Here is a 22045-nt window from a genome sequence, read left to right as displayed (position 1 = left end):
CGTTTTGCGCGGCTCAGCCTAGTTGCTGAGGTTGGCCAGGCGTTCGGGGCGGAGGAACTCGTCGAGCTGCTCCGAGCTCAGCAAGCCGTGTTCGAGAACGAGCTCGGCGACACCTTTACCGCTTGCCAGCGCTTCTTGGGCGATGGCTGTGGCGGAGGCGTAGCCAATGTGCGGATTGAGTGCCGTGACGAGTCCGATCGACTGCTCTACCGTGAGGCGCAGGCGTTCGGTGTTCGCGGTAATGCCCCGGATGCAGCGCGACGTGAGTGTGCGGCACGCGGCTTCCAGGTGGGAGATGCTCTTGTGGAGGCTGTGGACAATAATCGGTTCGAAGGCGTTCAGCTGGAGCTGTCCCGCTTCGGCTGCCATGGTGACTGTGACATCGTTGCCGATGACTTCATAGGCCACTTGGCTGACCACTTCCGGGATCACCGGATTGATCTTGCCTGGCATGATGGACGATCCCGACTGCACAGCCGGGAGGTTGATCTCGCCCAGTCCCGCACGCGGTCCGGAGGACAGCAAGCGGAGATCGTTGCAAATCTTGGAAAGCTTGACGGCGACGCGCTTGAGGACGCCCGAGAGGTGGACGAACGCGCCCACGTCCTGGGTGGCCTCGATGAGGTCGACCGACGTGACCAGCGGCAAGCCCGTGATCTCGGCCAGGTGCCTGCAGGCTGCGGCGGCGTATCCAACGGGGGCGTTGAGGCCGGTTCCGATGGCAGTGGCGCCAAGGTTGATCTCGTGGATGAGCAGCTGGGACTCGGCCAGTCGCGCCCGGTCCTCGCCCACAGTCACGGCGTAGCCGCCGAATTCCTGGCCGAGGGTCATGGGTACGGCGTCCTGCAACTGAGTGCGGCCCATCTTGACCACGGTGCGGAATTCCTCGCCCTTTTCCGCGAACGCGACCTGGAGTTCCTGAAGAGCCGAAAGAAGGCCCTGGACCGAGAAAATGGTGGCCAGGTTGACGGCGGTGGGATAGACGTCGTTGGTCGACTGGCTCAAGTTGACGTGGTCGTTTGGGTGCAGCCTGGCGTAGTCGCCCTTGGGGTGGCCGAGGATTTCAAGGGCCCGGTTGGCGATCACCTCGTTGGCGTTCATGTTGGAGCTGGTGCCGGCACCGCCCTGGATGACGTCCACCATGAACTGCTCGTGGAGCTTGCCGTCCAGGATGTCCTGGCATGCCTGCTCGATGGCGTCCGCCCGTTCTTCGTCCAGAAGGCCGAGCTCGCGGTTGGTGCGTGCGGCGGCGAGCTTGACTGCGGCGAGGCCCTTGACGAGGTTGGCGTTGCTGGCCAACGGGTGACCGGTGATGGGGAAGTTCTCGATGGCACGCAGCGTGTGCACGCCCCAGTACGCATCAGCAGGGACGTCGCGGTCGCCGAGGAGATCGTGTTCAGAGCGGAACCCTGGAATTGTCGTGGAGTGCACGGCAGATGTCATTGCTGTCCTTTGGTGTTTTGTGCTTGTTTGGCTACGTCAGTTGGATGCGAGGAAGTTCGCGGCACGGAGTACGCCAACAGGGTGGCCGCCGCCCAACACAGGTGCGCTGGCGAGCGTGGCGAGCTGGCCGCCGTCGAGCCCTAGTTCCTCAAGGACGCGGACGGTGACGGGCATGCGTGCGCGGTCGCCGCCGTCGGAGATCTTGATGGCGACGCCGGTGCCGTTGCGCAGGCCGATGAGCTGGAGGCCTTCGAAGCCGTCCTTGGCGAGCAACCCGGGAACCGCACGCATGATGGCTGTGACGTCGCGACCCTCGCCTGCCACCATCTCGGGGAAGGCGCGCATGGCGTGGGCTACCTGGCCTTCTGCTTCCGTGCTGTCCGCCGCGGCCATACGGCCATAGGCCCGGGCCATTCCGTGCAGGCTGTGGGCAAAGAGGGGGGTGCCGCAACCGTCCGTGCTGATGGCCGCTGCTTCTTCGCCCGTGAGTTCAGTGATGGTGTCCTTGACAAGCACCTGGAGGGGATGCTCGGGGTGCAAGTAGCCCTGGACAGGCCAGCCGTTGATGACGCACGTGGCGGCCATGGAAGCGTGCTTGCCGGAACAGTTCTGCGCGAGCTGGGTGGGCTTGCCGCCGGTGCGTAGCCATGCTTCGCGCTCGGCGGTGCCGTAGGGGAGATCGGTGCTGTTTTCCAGCGCGCTTTCGTCCAGGCCATGCATTTCGAGGATGCGCGCGGCGCCGTCGAGGTGCATCGAGGCGCCGGAGTGGCTGGCCGCGGTAAGGGCGAGGAGGTTCTCCGGAAGCTTGAGTCCCGCGCGGATCATGGCAACCGCCTGCAGCGGTTTGAGCGACGACCGCGGGTAGAACGCGGCATCGGGCTCGCCCGCTTGGAGGAGCGTTTCGCCGTCCGGCCCGACGGCGATAAGGGAACCGTAGTGGGTGCTCTCGACCAAGCCGTCGCGGGTCTGTTCCGCGAGGGGGACATGGCGCGGGGTTGGCGGATTGGTTGCTGCTGCCGGGGTGGTTGCGGGCATAGCGGTGCGCGTTGCATGCGGGGTGGGCATGACTTCCTTCAGTTGGTGGATCATTTGCTGAGGATGGAGTCCAACGCAACGCTGACGGCGCTGAGATGGTCGGCCATGGCGGCTTCGGCGGCGGAGGCGTCGCCGGCTTCGATGGCTTCGACGATGCGGAGGTGTTCATCGTCTGAAACATGCTGGCGGTCGGCCACCATGTTCAAGGTTTCGGATTGATGGGCCAAGGCTTCGCGGATGTCTGCGACAACGCTTTCGAAGACCTTGTTGCCGCTTGCGCGGGCAATGGCAGAATGGAAACTGGCGTCGAGGCTGACCCAGGTCTCAGGGTCGGTCTCGGCTGCCATTGAACCGACGATTTCCTTGAGGTGTTCGAGGTCTTCCGGACTGCGGCGCTTCGCAGCGAGGCCGGCTGCCGGGACTTCGATATGCGGGCGTGCCTCGTTGAGGTCCCGTGCCGAGTACTGGCCGAGTGTGAGGTCATTGGCCACCCGGTCCGCGACGACGAACGTGCCTTTGCCGGTCTTGGTGACCGTCAGCCCGAGCGCAGTGCACGAGCGGAGCGCCTCACGGACGACCGAGCGGCTCACTCCGTACTGCGCGGCCAAGGTGGCTTCCGAGCTGAGTTTGGCCCCGACTTCCACGATTCCGTCTTCAATGTCCTGGCGGACGGCGCTGAACACGGCTTCCGCGGCACTGAAGCGGGCGAGGGGCCGGGGGCTTGATGGCCTGGGCGCTTGGGCCGGCCGGGGGACGGCGCCGCTTGTGGCGGTGCGCTGGCCAGCCGCAGCTTTCTGGCTGACGGCTGGCTGTCCAGTGGCGGCCTGTCCGGCTGTCCGGCTGTCTGACAGGTTCACTCTATGAATATGGCACGGGTCACAGGGTGGTGTCAATGTTCACTGGCTTGCCGGCTGAGCCTCGACTTAAATGCTGAATGTCCCAGATTTAATTATCTGATGCTCGCATGATCTCGAGTGGGTTGATTTCTAGGGGCAAAGCGGGGCATAGTCTTAATTGTTATGACGACCTTGGTGAAAATCCTGATGCGATGAAGCCCATCGAATTTCCCGACTTCCTGTTCAGTTCTCCGTTGGCCAAGGCCATCATTGAGCTTGAACGGATTCGCAGTGACATGGGTGACGGAACGACTCATCCTGCGATCTTTTCGCAGTTGAAGGACCTCTTCCAGCTGATGTCGAACATCATGAGCGCGCGTATCGAAGGAAACCGCACATCGATTGTCGACGCCGTGGCGGGTGTGGAACGAGCCGATCGCTATGGCGACGTGCAGCAAAATGATGGTGTTAAAGAGATCGTCCAGCTGCAACTAGCAACGGCCTTCATCGATGCAACTGTGAGCCCGGGAACTACGCTGACCCACGGACTTGTTCGGGAAATCCACCGAATATCGGTTGCGGGGTTGGAGCGTGAGGGCGATCGTACGCCTGGCGCGTACCGGCTGAGCGATGTCACCATCAGTGGATCTGCCCATCGCCCGCCCGCCGCGGGTGATGTACATAGTGATATGACTTCACTCCTGGATTTCATCAACGCAGATGTCGAGCAGAATTTTGAACTGCTGAAGATCGCTTTAGCCCACCACCGCTTCGTATGGATTCATCCATTTGGGAACGGAAACGGGCGCGTCGGAAGACTCCTCACGTATGCGGCGATGAGGCGACACGGGTTCTCTGACGCCGCCGGCTACCGCGGGCTGAACCCTACTGCCGTGTTTGGCCAGAACAGAAGTCTCTACTACGAACGTCTCGAGGACGCGGATTCGCTAGAGGCTGCGGCGCTCGTCCGGTGGTCTACCTATGTTTTGGAGGGACTCCTTGCTGACATGAGGAAACTTTCGATGTTGGGGACCCAGGGTTTCGTAACGGAAGAACTTCTACTGCCCGCTTTGCGAAGAGGACTGCAGGCAGCGCGGTTTACGGTGAATGAAGCAAGCGCCCTGTTCATCGTCGCGAAGAAGGGGGAGGCGAAAGCCGCGGACCTTGAATCCGCTTTCCCGGGTTCGGCTGCAACACGTAGCCAGAACATCCGGAAGCTCCTCGATCGAGGCGTTATCGAGCCGATTGGCGACGGTAGGAGGACATACCGCCTCCGCCTGGTGCCAAGTGAGTTGACCCCGTTGCTGACGTGGCGCCTCGACCAGATGGGATTCCTGCCTCAGATACTGAGAGACACTCAATAGCCCAGTCGATCGAACCGGCATTCGTGAGGCGAACGAACCGCTGCCGGAGCATAATTACTCCCATGGCCAACCGTCCGCGCGGGGGATGGGATTCAACGACACAGACAGCACCGCCCATCACGGTGGAGGTGCCGGTCCTCGGTATCGGGGCGGGGCCCTCGTACTATGAGGAGTTGGCGCGCTACGTGTTTGCCTTGCGCAGGCCGCGGGGATTGCACATGACGCTGTTGCACTTGGGCGTCCTCGAGGACTTTTGCCGGGACGTGGCCGCTTGGACCAAAGGCAACACCAGCGCCGAGTCGGCCCAGCTCAGGACTGTTGCGTGGCTTGAGGCGCTGCCTGTGCTGGAGGCCTTTTCCGGCAGCGCCGAAAGGCTGATCGTGCTGGGCAGCGGCGGAGTGTGCGGATTGGAAGTGGATGTACCCGCCTCGGCGCGTGACTATCAGGTCTCCCTCGTGCACGCCCTTCACGAACTCCTGGACGAACTGCTTGTCGACAACATCGACGACTTCATCCTCAGCTCCCCTGCCCTTGGATTCCGCTCGCCTCGCTGGGTACCCCATGTGGCCGTGGGCAGGCCAATGTACAGGGGCCACGGACCGTGGGAGATTGGCCGGGTGGGAGTTGATTTCGGCGAATCGCGGATCAGGAACCGCCAGTTCCTCCGGGATAGCGGCCCCGGCTGAGGGCTATCCGTGGCTTTTCAGCCGGATCGTCCGGGCCTGGTGGATGGCGGCAAGGGCAACCGCGCTGGCTGTGAGCCTGAGGGCGTGGACCCTGTACCACCGCTTCAACAGGGCTTGCGATGCGCCTCGTCGAGCGGCTGCGGGCTGAAGAACAGCTTGGGGTTGATAGATCGCAGCAGGTACGCCGTAGCGGCCGCACCCGTGGCAGAGCTGGCGGCGGCCACAATCAGCCAAGTCCTGCTGTCGGAATGCCTCCATCCGCTGATAAGGGCAGCGACGGCGGCAGGGGCACTGAGCGGCGCGATCGGTGCGTAGTAGCGCCCGGGGCTTCCCGCTCCAAAGGGGGTTCGAGGGAGTTCACGGTTCGCTTCCGATGCGGCGACCCGGTCCGGGATTTTGACGATGGCCTCGTAGAGATTGCCGAAAAACCAGTGTGCGTGGGTGAACTCCGCGACCCCCAAGAGCCGACCAGCGAACACATCCCGACGGTCTGAAGAAGTCTGTCCCATGCCCACAATCTACCGCCGATGCTCGGCGCCGGGCATGTAGTTCGCCTTCCACGCACGCTGGACGGGTTATATGGTCAACACCATGGTCTGAGGACCGTGAGGCCAAACGACCGGCGTGATGGAGGACTACCCTTGGTCGAGATCCGTATGGTTTTGCCCGCAAATGTGCGCCATCGTTCCGGGGGAAATGTCTACAACGCGAGGCTGGCTGAGGCACTCCGCGCGGAGGGCGCAGAGGTCTCCGTCTGCACGCTCGGCGGCGGCTGGCCTTCGGGAAATGCGGGAGACCGGAGTCGATTTGCCGATGCATTTGCCGGAGGGACCCCGCCCATCTACATTGTCGACGGCCTGATTGCCTCGGGCGCGCCCACGGAAATCGAGACGGCAACCAGTGCCGGGCGCCGCGTCTGGGTGCTGCTCCACATGCCCCCTTCCGGGGAGGATCCAGTGGAAACGAGCGCGCTCTGCGCAGCGACGGGTCTTCTCTGCACCGGTTCCCATACTGCCGAAGCGGCCAGAAGATTGGGCCTGGGCAACGTGCATCTGGCGACCCCCGGTATAGATCTCCCATCGAAGGCACGCCCGGGTCCACGAGGGGCTGCGGCACCACATTTCATTATGGTGGGCGCCCTACTCCCCAATAAGGACCAGATCTTCTTTGTCGACGCGCTGGCCCGGATCAAGGACCTGGCGTGGACCGCGGCGCTTGTGGGCTCCACAAAAGCGGACCCCGCCTACGCCGCCGCCGTGCGGGAGCGCATCCTCCGGAATGGACTTGAAAAGCGGGTGGAAAGAACGGCCGAGCTTTCCGGGCCGGCCTTGGAGGAACAGTGGCACCGCGCCGATCTCAGTCTGTTGATCTCACACTCGGAGTCCTTCGGCATGGTGGTCCAGGAGTCCCTGGCTCACGGCATACCGGTAGTGGTCCGCAAGGGAACCGGCGCCGTCGAAGCGCTCGGCGCCCACGGTGCCGGTGAAGCGATCGATCTCACCGCAGGAATCGGATCGCTGGAGATGCTCCTGCGGAGATGGCTTGGCGACCCCGCCCTGCGGGAGGGATGGCTGGCAGCAGCCGAGGCAGCCAGCAGGGTGTTGCCGCGATGGGAAGACACCGCACGGGAGGTCCTTCGCGCCGTCACTGCGGCGTAAGGGTCCCCTATAAGTGCTGGATGCCTGCCCGCTGCATCGCGTCCCGGTAGGTTTCGATGTTTTTGGCCAGGAGTTCCTGCTGCTTCGCCTCGGACAAGGCAAACGCCCGCCCACCGAGGGCGCTGGCTTTGTAGACCTTGATCCCGTGCTGCCGGAGCGGCGAGTGGTAGGTCTTCTCAAAAAGTGCAAGGAAAGCGGCAGCCTCCGCGCCGTGAGCGACGACGGCGGAAACCCGCTTGTTGATCTTGAGGAACTGGCGGAACGGGCGGAGCCCGTCGGTCTTCTCCTGTGCGCTCAGCGCCGGCGGAAGTTCTGGGTCGCGGACCCAGGGGTAGCAGTTCCACGGCATGACATAGCGGACGTCCAAGTCGGCTGAGTCATAGATCAGCTGCGCACGTCGGGCAGCGTCGTCGTCGTTGAGGTGCGATACGAAACCCGAGGTGGGAGCCCGCCCGGGGCTGGTCTGGAGGGTGACGATCCGGCACTCATCTTCGTCATGCACCGGATCGATGTAAGGCACGGTAGAACCGGGCCTTTTGGCCATCAGTTCGTCGCACAGCTGCGTCACGGCAGCAATGTTGGGCTCCTGTAGCAAGGCCCTTTTTTCGTCCCAGTCAATGGTCACGTTCTCTCCTTCGGCAGCGCGGCGTCCAGAATCGGCGTCTCTTGTCACTTTACGCGTCGCTCACGCTCCTGCAGAGCCGAGGGACAAAACTGCCCGACGCCGGGCCGTGCGCCCGGCTTCCCGTCCCGCCTGTCGGCTGGGCTACTGTCCCTTGAGCTTCTGCATATCGCGCCGGTCCTTCTTGGTGGGCCGTCCTGCGCCGCGATCGCGCTGCGGCAGCCCGAGGGCGGGCGCGGCGGGGCGCTCCGGGGTGTGGTCGGTGAAGCAGTGGGATGCTGCTTCGGCCCCTACCCTTTTTGCAATGAGCCCCCGGACCTCAAGGATGCGCTCGAAGCCAGGCTGTCGTACACGGATGGTGTCGCCGATAATCACGGACTGGGAGGCCTTGACCGGGTTCCCGTTGATTCGCACATGTCCCGCCCTGCAAGCGGTTGTGGCCGCGGAACGGGTCTTGTAAGCACGGATGGCCCAGAGCCAGGCGTCAATGCGCACATTGCCGCTTTTTGATGTTTGGGCGGAAGTCGGAAGGCTAGTCATGATTGCGAACGAGTATAGTCGCGCGGCCTGAGCTGTTGTCCGCAAAGCCGATTACCGGCGTCGAAGTTCCGCGTATTCAAGGTGCGGTACGACCGTACCTGCGTCCCGCTCCAGGAAGTTGGTGCCGGGCGCCACGATGTCGTCAATGGCATCCAGGACGGCTTCGTTAAGGACAACATCCGCGGCCTTGAGGTAGTCGACCAGATGGTCTTCCGTGCGTGGACCGATAACCACGCTGCTGACCGCCGGATGATTCAGGGCAAAGCCGACAGCAAGCTGGATAAGGGTGAGTCCATGCCGCTCGGCGACGCGGGCCAAGGCATCGGCTGCCAGGAGTTTGTTCCTGTTGAAAGGTGCCGAGACGTCGAAGCGCCCGGGAACGGCCGACCCGCGGGAGCTTGCGGGCTGGGGGACTCCCACGCGGTAGTTCCCGGAGAGCCAGCCGCCGTCGAGCGGTCCATAGCTGAGCACCCCAAGGTTGTACTGCTGCGTGATCGCGAAGACGTCGCGCTCATTCGCTCGGACCAGCAAGGAGTAGGGCACCTGATCCACCACTGGCGGTATGAGATGGTTCGTAGTGGCAATCCACTGTGCCTCCACAAGCTGCGACGGCGTGAACACCGACGTTCCGTAATAGAGGACCTTGCCCTGCCGGATGAGGTCGTTGAGGGCTGTGATGGTTTCCAGCACGTCCGTGTTGTAGTCGGGACGGTGTGCCTGGTAAAGGTCGATCCTGTCCGTCTGCAAGCGGTGCAGGCTCCCTTCCACGGCCTTCATGATCCAGCGCCGGGAATTCCCCGCGTGGGCGGGATTCGGCCCCATTTGTCCATGGAACTTGGTGGAAAGGAAAACGTCATCCCGCCTGCCGTGGAGGGCCCGGCCCACAATAGCCTCTGCCTCGCCCTGCGAATAGATGTCGGCGGTATCGACGCTGGTGATGCCGGCGTCGAGGGCCGCATGGACAATGCGGATGCTTTCTTCGGCGCCCGTGGGCGCCGAGCCCGCCCCAAGGTTAAGGGTTCCCAGGGTAAGGGGGCTGATCAGGGCGCCTGTGCGTCCCAGGGTTCGAAGCTCGCTGAGGCTCATCTCCGGCTTCCTCCGTGAAGAATCAAGGCTGTGCAATGGATTGACACGACGCTACACACGTCGTGGCCGCGGCACTCGAAAAGCGTACAAATTCTTCGCTTTTCGTATTGCGGTGTAATGAAAACAGCACATGACGAATTAAGAATTGACTTGAATCGACACGCGAATACACAAATATTGCCGTTATCGGCGTCCAGTGAATTAGTAGAAAGGCAGGCACGAAACTACAGAGAAAGGAACCCGCCATGACCCAGGTAACGGTGGATGGAGCCGCTTCGATCAAGCAGGCGTTCGCGCAATTTCCCTCAGGCGTGGCGGCCTTCAGTGCTATGGTCGGCTTCGCTCCGGAGGCCCTGGTGGCATCGAGCTTCACAGTGGGAGTCTCGCTCGAACCACCGTTGGTCATGTTTGCGGTGCAGAACTCCTCCACCACATGGCCCAAGCTCCGGCGCGCCCCTCGTCTGGGTGTTTCCATCTTGGCCCAAGGCCAGGAGGCCGTGTGCCTGCAGCTCTCCTCGCGGACGCAGGACCGATTCGCCGGCCTTGCGACCTCAACGAGCGACGCAGGTGCGGTGCTGATCGACGGCGCGGCGCTCGTGCTTGAATGCGAAGTGGTCTCCGAAACGCCCGCGGGCGACCACGCGATCGTCGTCCTCGAAGTGAAGTCCGTGGAGATCAACCACGACGCCGAGCCCCTCATCTACCACGGGGCCAGGTTCAGGCAACTGGCCGCCTGAGCTTGGGTCCGGCTGGCCGGGCGCTGCGGTCGCTATGCCCGGGGGCGCGCCCCGGCAGAGGCCGTCACGCGACCGGAAGAGACAGGCTTGCCGCCATGAGGGTCTCCCCGGTGTTCGCGGACCGGCGCGGGAGTCTCGGGCGACTCCGCGGCGTTCCCTTCGGCGGGTTCCTTGTCAGAAGCTATCGCTTCTTCATCGGCTGACGCTTCCTGCGCCCGTTCAGCGTCGCGCGCTGCGGCCCGGGCGTCAGCCTCGGCGACGGCAGCGGCCCACTGGCTGTTCAGGACCGGAGGATCCTGCTTCACCGCAACCACAAAGGGATGTTCCTTGGCCTGGGTTGTGGCGACGGCGGTGGCCGTGGCTGCGATTCCGGCCTTGACCTGTGCAGGCTTAGGCCAGGCGCGTGGGTTCACCAGCGACTTCCACGGGAAGTTCCGGACAGCAGCCCACGACACCGACCACAGCAACCTTGTGGTCCCAACGATTCCTGGACGCGGCCTCCCCGGGACGAATGGCCCCGTGCCCGGCAAGCCGTCTTCCGCCGTCGTCGATTCCTCGGAATCCGACGCCGGGGCGGGGGCGCGTCGAGGCCGCGGGGGCAAGTGCACAACCGGTACGGCATCGCGTTTTGGGAAGATCCCCACCATCGCGAGCAGGATGATCCAAACCAGCTTCGCTACGCCGGCCAGCACCAAGGTGACAACCATCAGGAAGGCCAAACCAAGGGACATCAGCAAAGCCAGCCCGAGCGTTCCGAAAAAAGTCAGATTGAGGCCAAGTGTTGTTGGATCCTCCACGTAGCCTCCTCGAGCCAGAGTTGTGGGGTGGAAGCCGCAACCGTAGGTCTGCGGGCATGTCATCTAGCCTAAGGGCGAAATGTGAATGAATCATCCGCCAAACTCCGGCTCGCCGAGGTTGTTTCGAAGCTGTTATCTGCTGTGACAGAATTTGTTGCCTAGCTCTCACCTCCTCTTCCAGATAGGGCTTCAATGCCACTCGATCCGGCCCGCCTCCGCCTAGGCGCTTGCCCTTGTTTGTCCGGAGAGCAGTACACCGAGTGCTGTGGACGCTTCCACCGCGGAGACGCCGACGCGCCCACGGCAGAACAGCTCATGCGTTCGCGCTACTCGGCCTTTGTGGTCCTTGACGGAGATTATCTTCTGCGCACGTGGCACCCTGACACCCGGCCTGCCGCGCTGAACCTGGACACGGACATTGAATGGCGCCGGCTGGACATCCTGGCGACGCACCAAGGCGGCCCCTTGGACGCCGAAGGAACAGTCGAGTTCGCGGCACACTACCGTTCTGACGGCGAACGTGGAGTCCAGCGCGAAAACAGCCGCTTCCTGCGGATCGACCGGCGCTGGTACTACGTCGACGGCGACGCCGGCTAGCCCTGTCCCCGCTGCTTCGATCAGCAGCGGGCCTCAGCGGTACTTCCGGTGCAGGCTCTCCTTCGACGACGCGCGTGGGGTGGCGTCGGCGATCCACGGACCCGTTCCTTCGGATTGGTCAAGGATTCCGGCCTCAAGCCAGGCGTAGTCGCCCGCGAGGACGTTCGAGGACAACTCGTGATCGACGTCGTCGGTGTTCCGCCACAACTGATCGAAGTATCCGTCCACGCGAATCCGGGCTTGCTCGCAATAGGCTTCGGCAAGTTCGTACGCAGCCGCGCCTTGCTCCGGTGCGGTCTGCAGCAGCATCTCGGCCCGTGAGCAGCACGCTGCCATGGCAAACAGCTCTGCCCCGATATCTACAATCCTGCCGAGGAACGCTTGTTTGTATTCAAGCCTCGCCTGCCAGCGGCCCATCCCGTAGAACGTCTGCCGGGCGAGCCGGCGCGAAGCCCGCTCCACATACCGCAGTTGCTTCGCGAGGCGTCCAAACTCACTGTAGGACCGCGGGTCCATGCCGGCTCCGGCCATCAGCTTAGGGAGCCATTTGGCGTAGAAACCTGAGGCGCCGACGGCGGCACGCGCCTTCTCCTGCAGGGTTGCGTCCGCGGAAGCGAGCTCGCCCGCGGCCGAAAGGTGGGCATCGACCGCTTCACGGGCGATGAGCAGGCGCATGATCTCGGACGAGCCCTCGAAGATCCGGTTGATGCGCATATCCCTCAGCAGCTGCTCGGCGCCCACCGCGCGTTCCCCGCGGGCCTCCAGGGAATCCGCCGTCTCGAATCCACGGCCGCCTCGGATCTGCACCAACTCATCAGCCACCGTGTAGCTGAGTTCAGTGGACCAAAGCTTGGCCAGCGCGGCCTCGATCCGCACATCTTTCTGGCCGGCATCGGCCATCTCGGCAGACAGTTCAAAAACGGCTTCAAGGGCAAAAGTGGTGGCGGCGATGAACGCGATTTTCTTGCCGACGGCCTCGTGCTTTCCGACCGGCCGGCCCCATTGGGTGCGGGCATTGGACCATTCGCGGGCGATCTTCAACGACCACTTGCCGGCCGCCACGCACAGCCCGGGTATCGAGAGCCGGCCGGTGTTGAGCGTGGTGAGCGCGATCTTGAGTCCCTGGCCTTCGCGGCCCAGCCGGTTGGCTGCCGGTACGCGGACTTGGTGGAACCGGGTCACGCCGTTCTCGATGCCGCGCAGACCCATGAAGGCGTTGCGGTTCTCCACCGTGATGCCGGGGGAGTCCATTTCCACGACGAACGCCGTGATCCCGCCCTTGAGTGCCGTGCCGTCGGGGGCGGTGTGGGCAGGAACAACCGCCATGACCACTACCAGTTCGGCGATCACGCCGTTGGTGGTCCAAAGTTTGACGCCGTCCAAAAGGTAAGACTCGCCGTCGTCGCTTGGCACTGCGGTGCAGCCCATCCGCGCGGGGTCGCTGCCGACGTCGGGCTCTGTCAGCAGGAAGGCGGTGATGGCGCCGGCGGCGCAACGCGGCAAGTACTCCTGCTTTTGTTCGGGGGTGCCGAAGATTTTGACCGGCTCCGGGACGCCGATGGACTGGTGGGCCGAAAGCAGCGCGCCAAGGCTCGGGTGGACTGACCCCAGCAGCGCCAGCGCCCTGCCGTAATAGACCAGCGACAGGCCCAAACCGCCGTACTCGCGCGGAATCTTCATGCCGAAAACGCCTAGTTCGGTGAGGCCTGCGAGGTATTCGTCCGGGATCTTTGCATCGCGTTCGATCGTTCGGCCGGACATGGTGCCGCAGAACTCCGTCAGCTTCGCCATGAACTCTTCGCCGCGCTCGACGTCTTCGGCTCTTGCCTGGGGCCAGGGATGGATCAGCCCGAGATCGAAGTCTCCCAAGTACAGTCCCTTGGCGAAACTCGGGCGGTTCCATTCGGTGTCGCGGGCGGCCTCGGCGACGGCGCGGGCTTCTGCGGCCGTGACGCCGCTGCTCTTGTTATCAGTGGCGGAGGTCATGGGAGGACTCCTCTTGCCGGCTGTGCCGGTTCGAGCCCAGGATCCGCCTTGGGCGGGGGACCCTTCAGCTGTCCCTCAATGCTACCCGCGGGTAGGTACCTGTGCTAGGGGCGGTTTGCGATGGGAATTCCACAGGCAGTTCCACTTTTCCGGCCTGGTGGACCAGCTGGTCCCACGCAAAATTGATGCCGTGGACCAGCCCGCCCAGCACGTTCTTCACGGTATACCAGGCGAGGCTCCCGGCTGCGACCAACGCAAGGGCGGCCATGGCCGCTACCGCGATGAAGGCTGCCAGAACCAGGCCAAGGATCAGTGTTCCCGCGAAGACATAAGTGCTGCTGTCTAAGGTGGTCAAGTCGAACTGCATTGGGTCCCCTCCGCAACGCTGCCAAAGCCGACGTCGGAGCGTCGACGTCGTTGGTGTCGACACTAGGGGCGGCACCAATGCTTCAGCCAGCAACAACACCGGAGTCGGGCCTGTTGATACGCGATCGAAACCATACCGGCAGGTAGATCACGGAAGGGTTGCGGCGCACCCTGCGTTAACGTTGTACGGGGCAGTTTTCGGGATTTCCGCTGCCAGACGGTTCCGCGGCAGCTGAAGGAGAGTAAGTGTCCCGCTCAGCAATGTCCTCAGCCGACGCCATCAGTGCACGGCTCAGAGACCTCGAACTCCTGACCAGAGGCCCCGCGTGGGCCCTCACGCGCTCGGCCCCCTGGGTCATTGCGGTGCTTCAGGCATCCTTCACCCGAACAAGACCGCAGCTTCCGCTCGAAGAGTTCCATGCCGACATCGACGCTTTCCTTGAGCAGCTCCGCAGGCAGGATCCCGGACTTGGCGGCCAGGGGAGCGGCAAGGCATTTGCCGACGAATGGACCCGCAAGCAGTTCCTGACCCGACGCAGCCAGTCCGGCCAGATCGTCTACGAAATTACCGAGGCCGCCGCGCGCGTTCTGGCTTTCCTGGACAGCCTGTCCAGCGAACGCTCCACCCTCAACGGTTCCCGGCTCGGAACGCTGCTTGGCGACGTCGAAAAGCTCGCCAATGAGACGAACCCGGACCAAAGCGCCCGTTTGGAATCCCTTGAAGAGGAGATCCAGGAGCGCCAGCAGTTGATCGAAGACATCAGCTCGGGCGACTTCGACGGTCTCTTGGACGATGAGGAAGCCGTCGAAGCAGCCGGGAACATCCTGGACCTTGCGGCGAGCCTCCCTGCCGACTACAAGAAGATGCGTGACCGCATCGAAGAGCTGGTTGGCGAGCTCCGCAACCAGATCATCGAGGAGTCCCTCAGCAAGGGCGCCACCATGGCGCAGGTCCTGGAGGCGGACAAACGGTTGCGCCAGAGCCCCGAAGGCCGCACCTTCCGCTCCTTCACGGCTTTCCTTGAGGACCCGCAGCAACAGTCGCGCTTCCGCTCAGCGATCGGTGACGTGTTGAGCCGCCAATTCGCGGACGACCTCAGCCATGAGGACCGGGAAACCCTCAAGAACCTCGTGGCGGAACTGCGTACCCAGCACAGCCAGATCCAGCGCATCTACGGCAGGCTGTCCGAAAGCCTGAACAACTACATCCAGAGCGACGACATCCGCCAGTCCGTCCGGCTCCGGCAAGTCCTGCGGGAAGCCGAACAGGCCATCCGCTCCATGCCCTACGAACGCGACCGTCCCGGCCTTGTCCGCGGCCCGGTGTTGTTCAATGCCGGATTCGAATCGCTCGCCATGGTCAAGCTCTTCGATCCGGATGAGTTCGCGGCGCCTCCAAAGCTCGCCGACCCCATCGCCTTCAGCGATTCCGACCGCGTCCGTTCGCTGCGCTCCGCGAAGGCACGGCCCGCCGTCGTCCGCTCTGCCATGGCGGGCGCCTCCACACTGGCCGGGGCCTGGGCGAACCTCCCGGAGGAAGAACGGCACATCAACACCGTCCGGGCACTCCTGTCCGAAGCGCTGCACGGTGGCGCGGCGTTCGACCGGGCCGCCTGGGAAAACATCGACTTCGAACAAATCGATGGCAGCACACGCACCGCGTACCTGCCGCTCGTGACGCTGACTAAGGATTCCGATGACTGACCCCCACCCCACCGAGCATGCCCCCTCTTCGGAGCAAGGAGTGGACATAACGCAGCATGTCCAGCCCGAGGCTTCCCAAGACGGACATGCGCATTCCTGGACGGCGGGATCTGCGGCGGAGGATGGACATGTCCACCCGGATCCGTTCCGCGTCACACCCCGCGACACGTTCGTCGACGGCGCGGCGCTGTTCCCGGGCGACACCGGCGTGCTGCCCATGAAGGTCCGCCAGGCCCTCGTGCGGCTACTCAAGGGCCCGTATGTCGACGGCGGACGCGACGAAAAGCTCTGGACGACCCTTCTGGACAACCAAGTCATTCTCCGCAGCCGGCTTTCGGAGCTTTTCCTGAACCTGCAGCTCGACCACGAACGCAAGATCGCGGTGCTCAGGCCCGTCGATCCCGAAGCCATCGGAGGAAGCGCCCGCTCAAGCATCCTTCGCCAGCAACGCGCGTTGAGCCGGGTGGAAACCATCGTGCTCCTGCGCCTGAGGCTCCTCCTCGACCGCCATGTCACGGCCCAGACCGACCCGGTGATCACTCGCGAAGAAATCGCCGAACTCGTGGCGCACTACCAGCCATCCGGCCAACAAGACGCCCTCCGCGATACCGACGTCGTGAATCGCACAATCACCAAACTCCTGGCCCGCCAACTCCTCCTGGCCACGGGCATGGAAGACACCTTCGCGATCTCGCGAGCCCTCCCCCTAGCCCTCCCCTTCGAAAACATCGGCGACATCCCAGCCCAAATCGAAGCACTGATCGCCGTGGCAGCCGACGAATCAGGCACGGAACCCCTCATCGAACTAGCAGAAACTGACGACGACGGTGAGTCACCCGACGACGCCGCGGAGGCTTACGCAACCACAACAGCGAAGACCACCAGTGAGGCAGCCAAGTGACTATCGCAACCATGCTTCCGATCGGCGAGCTCACGAACCCGGGCCAGATGCGCCTTGCCTTGGTCCAGGTGGTCAACTGGGGCACGTTCCACGGCGCCCACACGATGCACGTGGACCGCAACGGTACGCTGCTCACAGGCAATTCGGGCGTCGGCAAGTCGACGTTGTTCGATGCCATGCTCCGCGTCTTCGATGCCCGTCCGCGCTCCAACGAGGCTGCCGCGCAGCGGGCTGGCGGGGCTGTGGAGGACAAGAGGACCACGTTCACGTACATGCGTGGAAAAGTGGGCGACAAGGCCGTGGGCGAGGGCTCGGCGAGTGCCTTCCAGCGCCCCGGTGCCACCTGGTCCGCCGTCGCTCTGACGTTCGACAACGCGGCCGGCACCAAGATCACTGTCTCGGCTCTCTTTGACCTGCCTAAGAACGGCACGGAGTCCAGCGTCGGCCGGTTCTACGTCATTGACAGCAAGCCCCTGGATCTCGGAGCGATCGAGGGTATCGCGGAGAAGCGCTTCACCAAGGGCGCGCTTGAGACCATCTTCCCGGATGCCCAGATCTTCGATGTCCACAAGGCCTTTGCGGAGCGTTTCCGCCGGCTTCTTGGCATCAACTCGGACCAGGCGCTTCCGCTTTTGCGTGTGATCCAGGCCGGTAAGGGACTCGGCGGCAGCGTCAACACGTTCTTCCGGGACCAGGTGCTCGACGCGCCCGCGACGCTGACTGCTGCGGACGACGTCGTCGAGGAATTCAGCAACCTCATGTCCATCAGGCAGCGGCTGGAGGACGTCCGCCAGCAGCGCGATCAGCTCGCTCCCGTTCCCGCGATGAACAAGGAGTATGCCCAGTCGCTGCTGGAGGCCAACGTGCTCCGGGAGCTCAGTGGCGAGGAGTTCGACGCATACAAGCAGCAGCTCTCCGTCACGGTCCATGCCAAGACCTTGGCCCGCTTCAAGGACCTTGCCCAGGCGAAAGCCAAGGAGCTCGGCGCTGAGCGAGGCGTCCGCGACGCGCTCGCCAAGGAACTTCGCCAGCTCGAATCGGATTACAACAACCAGGGCGGGAACGCGATTTCGGCGATCGAGCAGTCGCTCGAAAATGCCCGGGTCGGCCTCAAGCTCCGCCAACAGGTCGAGGAGGCGGCCCGCCAAGCATTGGCCGACGCCGGACTCAACCTTGAGTGGACAGCTGAGGGTTGGGAGCAGGCCCATGAGCAGGCCGCGAGCCGCTCCGCCGAACTCAAGGACGATTCCGAAGCGCTGAGGGAACTCCGGTTCGAAGCCTTCGACGGCCACGCCACCAAGAAACGTGAGCTCGCGGCAGCCCAACAGGAGCTTGTCTCGCTGAAGACGCGCAAGTCCCTGCTGCCGCCGTCGAGCATTGAAAACCGCGCCGCGATCGCCGCAGCCACCGGCGTTCCCGAGGATCGCATGCCCTTTGGAGGCGAGCTGATAGACCTCGCCGAGGGGGAGGAACAGTGGCGGCCCGCGGCCGAGCGCGCCCTGCGGAACCTGGCCACGACGCTGTTGGTTCCGGGCGAGCATTTCGCCGCGGTCACGCGGTACCTGAACGACAACACGGTGCGCGGCGCGTTGCGGGCCGTGGACGTTTCCAAACCGCTCGCCGGCGGCGCGTTGGCGGTGGAGGACGTGTCCGACGGCGATTTGCTGACGAAGCTGAACATCCTCACCTTGGGTGCCAATGAGAACGCCGGACAGTGGATCCGCGAGCGGATCGCCCTCGATTTCGCCTTCCCGTGTGTCGAAGACCCGGACGAGCTCGCCAGACTGGACAAAGGCCTGAGCCTGGGCGGAGTGGTCAAGCGCAACAGGCACACCGTGGAGAAGGACGATCGCTTCACGAGCCGCCAGGACTACGTTCTCGGTTTCGACAATGCTTCCAAGCTGGAACTCGTGGCCGCGAAAGTCGGCGAGCTCGAAAACGAGCTTCTGAAGGCCGCCGAACTCGCCCAAAACCGCGAGGATTCCCACCAAGGCATGACGCGCCAGCTCGAAGCGTTGCGCCGCATCGCCGACGACGAACGTGGCTGGGATCAGGTCTCCGCAGCAGTGGCGGCCGAGGAGCTCGCGAAGATCGAACAGCGGCTCAAGGATGCCTTGTCAGCGCAGGCCGACCTGGAACCTTTGCGTGCAAACATCGAGGCCGTACGCGAAAAGCACCAGTCCTCCACAGGGTCGGCGGCGGTCTTGCAGAGCGAATACAAGACGCTCGACCACCAGATGACCACGGCTGACGCCCTCCTTGATGCCGCACGCAACCGCCTGGACCAGGCGCCGCCGTCGGGCACTACTGTTACTGCCCTCGAACCGTACTTCAGCGCATTCGATGAGGTGGTTGAGCTCCACGAACTCGACACCCTGGCTGCCGAAGTCCGTAGCAAGCTCCTGGCGGAACTGCACGCTGCCGAGTCGCGCGGGCAGGCGTTGGCCGAGCGGCTGACACGCATGTTCGAAGGATTCGTGCGCGAATGGGGCACCGCTATTTCCGCGGACCACGGCACCTCGATCGGTGCTGCGGGGGAGTTCGAGTCCCGCTATCACCAGATCGTCAGCGAAGGGTTGCCCGCACAGGAAGCCGAATTCCGGCAGTTCTTCAACCAGCGCACCCACGAATCGTTCAGCACGCTGCTCCACCTGCTTGACGAGGAACGCCGCGCTATCACGAGCCGCATCCTTCCCCTCAACGGCATCCTGTCCGAGGTCAATTTCCACGAGGGCAGCTTCCTGGAACTCGACATCAAGCAGACGCTGCCCGCCACCGCGAAGCAGTTCAAGGACGCCATCCACAACGCATTGAAGACGCGTCACTCGCGGCCGTCCCGCGCGGCCGGCGCAGCTTCGGGCGGGGCCCCGAGCGAGGCGGACGACGACGTCGAACTCACCAACCGCTACAAGTCGCTTGAGACCCTGGTCAAGCGGCTCGGTTCGCAGACCCCCGAGGATCGGCGGTGGCGAGCCGAGGTGCTGGATGTCCGCGGGCATCTCTTCATCCAGTGCAAGGAGCACCGCTCCGTCCAAGGCCCGCGGGGTGGAAAGAAGACCGAGGTATACATGCACGCGGACACCGGCTCGATGTCCGGTGGAGAGCGGCAGCGCTTCACGGCATTCATCATGGCCGCGGCGCTGAGCTACCAGTTGGGTATCGCCGAGCAGGGTTTCACGACCTACGGAACGGTGATGATGGACGAGGCGTTCGTCCTGGCCTCGGAGGAGTTCGCCGGCGCGGGCATCAAGGCCCTGCACGAGTTCGGCTTCCAGTTGTTGCTGGCCGCGCCCGAAAACGTCATTGACCTCTCCCGGCACCTTGGCTCCGTCACGGAAATCCTGCGCGACAAACGGACCAACCGCTCCGGCGTGCTCACGGCTCCAGTCATCGGCGGTCCGGGCCTGCCCGGCGAATGGCGTTCCGAAGCCAACCCCGTGGACATCGTCCTCCGCTAGCTCCGACGCCCGCTCACTTGTGTGGCACTTTCGGCGGACGCCCGCTCACGTATGTCGGGTTCTGGACGGACGCCCGCTCACTAGACATGAGCGAGCGTCCGCCGCCGAGGCGTCTACTTTCCTTGGACCCGCCCCAGGAACTGGGTGGTCCGGGACTGCAGTCCGGCGATTTGGCGAACGACGACGGCGGCCGGGTCCGGATTGATCTCATTCGCCGGGGGCTCCTTGCGGACGTTGGCGCAGCAGCCGAATTCGGCACAGATCAACGTCCCCACGGTATTGCCGTCGCGCCCCGATTGGCCCGCGCGCTTGGCAACCCAAAGATAGACATCGTCTTTGGAAAACACGTCGCGGCACAGCTCGCAAAGTACCGAGCGCTTCTTGCCAGAGCCTCCCTCCGGCGCACGCAGCATGATGCCAGTGAGGGAGCCACCGTTCGGGAGGACGAGATATCCCCGCATCGGCATCTTTTCGTCTCGCCAGCCAAGGAATTCGAGCTTGTCCCAGTCGAGGGAATCGAAGTCTTTCGGGAGGCTCACTTTGGCGGCTTCCGAGCGGCTTGCGTTGATGAATGAGGAACGGATTTGTTGAGCGGTGATTTTCTGCACGGCGAAGTTCTTTCAGATCGTTTGGGTTCCGAGGAGGAAGGACGCTGGCGTCTGGCGATCCGAGGGCGCGGCGAAGAAAGCCTTCGCGTGAATCTAGTGCGTGGGCGGTGGGTTTAGTTTCCCTTGCCGCCGAGCGGGATGGCCGACGCAGGGGGAGACGCCAAGTAGGCCGACACGGCCACCTCGCAAACCATGGCAGCGCCAACGTGTGCAGTGCGCATGCTCATCCTCTCGATCTTTACCGCGTCTACGGCCCCGGCGCAGTTCATTGAATCAACCGGCTCTGTCATCTTTGCAAAGGTCGTCCTTGGTGTCCAAAAATCCCGCGTGTTGAAGACCCCGCTAGCCCCGATGCTTGCTCACCTGAGGTGAGCGAGCATCCGCCGTGTGGCCGCCATAGGTGAGCGAGCGTCCGTTGAAAGTGCTACATAGGTGAGCGAGCGTCCGGGCGCAGGGAAGGCGAAATAATTACGCGACGCAAACGTTTCGTAATTATCCAAAGGGTAGGCTAGCCTTACTTAGGTTTGCATCACTTACCTAAGGAGTCTCGTGGCTTCCCGCCCCACACGCCGTGCCCTGCTGGCGACCGCAGGTGCAGCGACCGCTGCCTTAGCCGCCGTCGCACTAGCCCTCACCGCTTGCTCGACCGGTTCAACAACCGCCGGTTCCGCGACGTCCCCGGCCTCAAACAGCCAGTTCCCGGTCACTATCAAGAACGTCTTCGGTGAGACCACCATCAAGTCGCAACCGCAGCGAGTGGTGACCGTCTCGTGGGTCAATGACGACGTCGCCTTGGCTCTCGGCGTCGTGCCGGTCGGTGTTCCGAAGAACGCATGGGGCAATAACGACAAGGGCTCCACTCCTTGGAAGGACGCCGCGCTTGAGAAGCTGGGCGCCGGCTTCGGCACGGCGAAGGCCCCGGCCCAGTTCTCGGAGGCGGACGGTATCAACTTCACGGAGATCGCCAAATTGGCCCCGGACCTCATCCTTGCCGCCTACTCCGGCCTGACCGAAGCCGACTACAAGAAACTCTCCGAAATTGCACCGGTGGTGGCGCAGCCCGAACTCGCATACGGCACCCCGTGGCAGGAGGCCACCACAATCATCGGCAAGGCGTTGGGCAAAGACTCAGAGGCCGCCAAGCTCGTCTCGGACACCGAGGCCACCATCAAAACCAAGGTCTCTGCGTTTCCGCAGCTCGCCGGCAAGACCTTCATCTATGGCAACCTCGAGCCTGCCAAGGGCGACGGCGTCAACGTCTACACCGCCAACGACAACCGACCACGTTTCCTGTCCGAAATCGGCATGAAACTTGCTCCCGTGGTGGAGAACGCCAGCAAGGGCTCCAAGGAATTCTTCGTTCCCTGGTCCGCTGAAAAGGCCAACGAGCTTTCCTCGGACGTCTTCGTGACCTGGGTGCCGGATTCCAAGACCACGGACCAGATCAAGCAGGACCCCCTGCTGGGCCAGATCCCTGCCATCCAGAAGGGCGCCCTGGTCGCCGACTCCGACAACACCCTCACCCTGGCGATTTCCGCGTCCTCGCCCTTGAGCCTGCCGTGGGCACTGGACATGTTCCTGCCCCAACTGGCCAAGGGCGCCGACGCGGCCGCCAAGTAGC

The 22045-nt window shown here is 63.6% G+C and carries 20 protein-coding genes; 9 read left to right on the top strand and 11 right to left on the bottom strand.

Annotation, left to right across the window (positions count from 1 at the left end):
- Positions 1–18: 18 nt before the first annotated feature.
- The 3 genes from QRN59_RS23240 to QRN59_RS23230 are packed head-to-tail and all read right to left on the bottom strand — an operon-like array spanning position 19 to position 3161.
- Positions 19–1443 carry an aspartate ammonia-lyase gene (locus tag QRN59_RS23240; RefSeq protein WP_284984786.1) on the bottom strand — a complete coding sequence of 475 codons (1425 nt, stop codon included), beginning with the start codon at positions 1441–1443 and terminating at the stop codon, positions 19–21.
- Between the two features lie 36 nt (positions 1444–1479).
- Positions 1480–2508: an asparaginase gene (locus QRN59_RS23235; RefSeq protein ID WP_502871107.1), complete on the bottom strand. Its 1029-nt coding sequence runs from the start codon at positions 2506–2508 to the stop codon at positions 1480–1482.
- Positions 2509–2528: 20 nt separating this feature from the next.
- Positions 2529–3161, bottom strand: coding sequence for a FadR/GntR family transcriptional regulator (locus QRN59_RS23230; protein WP_502871106.1), 633 nt, complete (start codon positions 3159–3161; stop codon positions 2529–2531).
- A 365-nt stretch (positions 3162–3526) separates the two neighbouring features.
- Between QRN59_RS23230 and QRN59_RS23225 the strand changes: the two genes are divergently transcribed.
- Both QRN59_RS23225 and QRN59_RS23220 read left to right on the top strand, forming a co-directional pair.
- Positions 3527–4678 carry a Fic family protein gene (locus QRN59_RS23225; RefSeq protein ID WP_284984784.1) on the top strand — a complete coding sequence of 384 codons (1152 nt, stop codon included), beginning with the start codon at positions 3527–3529 and terminating at the stop codon, positions 4676–4678.
- 62 nt (positions 4679–4740) lie between these two features.
- On the top strand, positions 4741–5364 hold the full coding sequence (locus QRN59_RS23220) for a hypothetical protein (RefSeq protein WP_284984783.1): 624 nt from the start codon (positions 4741–4743) through the stop codon (positions 5362–5364).
- 104 nt (positions 5365–5468) lie between these two features.
- Here QRN59_RS23220 and QRN59_RS23215 read toward each other — a convergent pair whose 3' ends face one another.
- Complete coding sequence (locus QRN59_RS23215) at positions 5469–5873, bottom strand: hypothetical protein (protein ID WP_284984782.1); 405 nt, start codon at positions 5871–5873, stop codon at positions 5469–5471.
- A 132-nt stretch (positions 5874–6005) separates the two neighbouring features.
- Between QRN59_RS23215 and QRN59_RS23210 the strand changes: the two genes are divergently transcribed.
- Positions 6006–7022, top strand: coding sequence for a glycosyltransferase family 4 protein (locus QRN59_RS23210; RefSeq protein ID WP_284984781.1), 1017 nt, complete (start codon positions 6006–6008; stop codon positions 7020–7022).
- Positions 7023–7029: 7 nt separating this feature from the next.
- On the opposite strand, the gene QRN59_RS23205 is transcribed toward QRN59_RS23210, so the two are convergent.
- From QRN59_RS23205 to QRN59_RS23195, 3 genes are all read right to left on the bottom strand, one after another.
- Positions 7030–7647 (bottom strand): uracil-DNA glycosylase family protein, encoded by a 618-nt coding sequence (locus tag QRN59_RS23205; RefSeq protein WP_059388685.1) that lies wholly within the window; start codon positions 7645–7647, stop codon positions 7030–7032.
- Between the two features lie 141 nt (positions 7648–7788).
- Complete coding sequence (locus tag QRN59_RS23200; protein WP_078107302.1) at positions 7789–8184, bottom strand: RNA-binding S4 domain-containing protein; 396 nt, start codon at positions 8182–8184, stop codon at positions 7789–7791.
- Positions 8185–8235: 51 nt separating this feature from the next.
- A complete protein-coding gene (locus tag QRN59_RS23195; protein ID WP_284984780.1) occupies positions 8236–9270 on the bottom strand; it encodes an aldo/keto reductase in 1035 nt (344 codons plus the stop codon).
- A gap of 245 nt (positions 9271–9515) precedes the next feature.
- Between QRN59_RS23195 and QRN59_RS23190 the strand changes: the two genes are divergently transcribed.
- Complete coding sequence (locus QRN59_RS23190) at positions 9516–10007, top strand: flavin reductase family protein (protein WP_284984779.1); 492 nt, start codon at positions 9516–9518, stop codon at positions 10005–10007.
- Positions 10008–10039: 32 nt separating this feature from the next.
- Here the strand turns inward: QRN59_RS23190 and QRN59_RS23185 are convergent, their stop codons facing one another.
- Positions 10040–10804 (bottom strand): hypothetical protein, encoded by a 765-nt coding sequence (locus tag QRN59_RS23185; RefSeq protein ID WP_284984778.1) that lies wholly within the window; start codon positions 10802–10804, stop codon positions 10040–10042.
- Positions 10805–10996: 192 nt separating this feature from the next.
- On the opposite strand from QRN59_RS23185, the gene QRN59_RS23180 reads away from it, so the two are divergent.
- Positions 10997–11401 carry a YchJ family protein gene (locus tag QRN59_RS23180; RefSeq protein WP_284984777.1) on the top strand — a complete coding sequence of 135 codons (405 nt, stop codon included), beginning with the start codon at positions 10997–10999 and terminating at the stop codon, positions 11399–11401.
- 33 nt (positions 11402–11434) lie between these two features.
- On the opposite strand, the gene QRN59_RS23175 is transcribed toward QRN59_RS23180, so the two are convergent.
- Both QRN59_RS23175 and QRN59_RS23170 read right to left on the bottom strand, forming a co-directional pair.
- A complete protein-coding gene (locus QRN59_RS23175; RefSeq protein WP_284984776.1) occupies positions 11435–13387 on the bottom strand; it encodes an acyl-CoA dehydrogenase family protein in 1953 nt (650 codons plus the stop codon).
- A gap of 64 nt (positions 13388–13451) precedes the next feature.
- On the bottom strand, positions 13452–13754 hold the full coding sequence (locus tag QRN59_RS23170; RefSeq protein WP_284984775.1) for a hypothetical protein: 303 nt from the start codon (positions 13752–13754) through the stop codon (positions 13452–13454).
- A 245-nt stretch (positions 13755–13999) separates the two neighbouring features.
- Here QRN59_RS23170 and QRN59_RS23165 point away from each other — a divergent pair, with 245 nt between their 5' ends.
- From QRN59_RS23165 to QRN59_RS23155, 3 genes are read left to right on the top strand one after another with little or no spacing between them, the layout of a single operon-like run.
- Positions 14000–15457: a DUF3375 family protein gene (locus QRN59_RS23165; RefSeq protein WP_284984774.1), complete on the top strand. Its 1458-nt coding sequence runs from the start codon at positions 14000–14002 to the stop codon at positions 15455–15457.
- A complete protein-coding gene (locus QRN59_RS23160; RefSeq protein WP_284984773.1) occupies positions 15450–16358 on the top strand; it encodes a DUF4194 domain-containing protein in 909 nt (302 codons plus the stop codon). The genes QRN59_RS23165 and QRN59_RS23160 overlap by 8 nt, the downstream gene beginning before the upstream one ends.
- Positions 16355–19816 (top strand): ATP-binding protein, encoded by a 3462-nt coding sequence (locus QRN59_RS23155; protein ID WP_284984772.1) that lies wholly within the window; start codon positions 16355–16357, stop codon positions 19814–19816. Before QRN59_RS23160 ends, QRN59_RS23155 begins: the two co-directional genes overlap by 4 nt.
- A 113-nt stretch (positions 19817–19929) precedes the next feature.
- Here the strand turns inward: QRN59_RS23155 and QRN59_RS23150 are convergent, their stop codons facing one another.
- Positions 19930–20424 carry an FBP domain-containing protein gene (locus QRN59_RS23150; protein WP_284984771.1) on the bottom strand — a complete coding sequence of 165 codons (495 nt, stop codon included), beginning with the start codon at positions 20422–20424 and terminating at the stop codon, positions 19930–19932.
- A 549-nt stretch (positions 20425–20973) separates the two neighbouring features.
- Here QRN59_RS23150 and QRN59_RS23145 point away from each other — a divergent pair.
- On the top strand, positions 20974–22044 hold the full coding sequence (locus QRN59_RS23145; RefSeq protein ID WP_284984770.1) for an iron-siderophore ABC transporter substrate-binding protein: 1071 nt from the start codon (positions 20974–20976) through the stop codon (positions 22042–22044).
- The last annotated feature ends 1 nt before the right edge of the window (position 22045 follow it).

It is taken from the genome of Arthrobacter sp. efr-133-TYG-118, from assembly GCF_030209755.1.
Lineage (GTDB): Bacteria > Actinomycetota > Actinomycetes > Actinomycetales > Micrococcaceae > Arthrobacter.
Note: the sequence above shows the minus strand (reverse complement) of the source record. Positions and strands in the feature narration are given on the sequence as shown.

Excerpts from the sequence above, each read along its gene's own strand:
- QRN59_RS23240 (WP_284984786.1), bottom strand. The coding sequence starts at position 1,443 with ATGACATCTGCCGTGCACTCCACGACAATTCCAGGGTTCCGCTCTGAA.
- QRN59_RS23235 (WP_502871107.1), bottom strand. The coding sequence starts at position 2,508 with ATGCCCACCCCGCATGCAACGCGCACCGCTATGCCCGCAACCACCCCG.
- QRN59_RS23225 (WP_284984784.1), top strand. The coding sequence starts at position 3,527 with ATGAAGCCCATCGAATTTCCCGACTTCCTGTTCAGTTCTCCGTTGGCC.
- QRN59_RS23220 (WP_284984783.1), top strand. The coding sequence starts at position 4,741 with ATGGCCAACCGTCCGCGCGGGGGATGGGATTCAACGACACAGACAGCA.
- QRN59_RS23215 (WP_284984782.1), bottom strand. The coding sequence starts at position 5,873 with ATGGGACAGACTTCTTCAGACCGTCGGGATGTGTTCGCTGGTCGGCTC.
- QRN59_RS23200 (WP_078107302.1), bottom strand. The coding sequence starts at position 8,184 with ATGACTAGCCTTCCGACTTCCGCCCAAACATCAAAAAGCGGCAATGTG.
- QRN59_RS23195 (WP_284984780.1), bottom strand. The coding sequence starts at position 9,270 with ATGAGCCTCAGCGAGCTTCGAACCCTGGGACGCACAGGCGCCCTGATC.
- QRN59_RS23190 (WP_284984779.1), top strand. The coding sequence starts at position 9,516 with ATGACCCAGGTAACGGTGGATGGAGCCGCTTCGATCAAGCAGGCGTTC.
- QRN59_RS23180 (WP_284984777.1), top strand. The coding sequence starts at position 10,997 with ATGCCACTCGATCCGGCCCGCCTCCGCCTAGGCGCTTGCCCTTGTTTG.
- QRN59_RS23175 (WP_284984776.1), bottom strand. The coding sequence starts at position 13,387 with ATGACCTCCGCCACTGATAACAAGAGCAGCGGCGTCACGGCCGCAGAA.
- QRN59_RS23170 (WP_284984775.1), bottom strand. The coding sequence starts at position 13,754 with ATGCAGTTCGACTTGACCACCTTAGACAGCAGCACTTATGTCTTCGCG.
- QRN59_RS23160 (WP_284984773.1), top strand. The coding sequence starts at position 15,450 with ATGACTGACCCCCACCCCACCGAGCATGCCCCCTCTTCGGAGCAAGGA.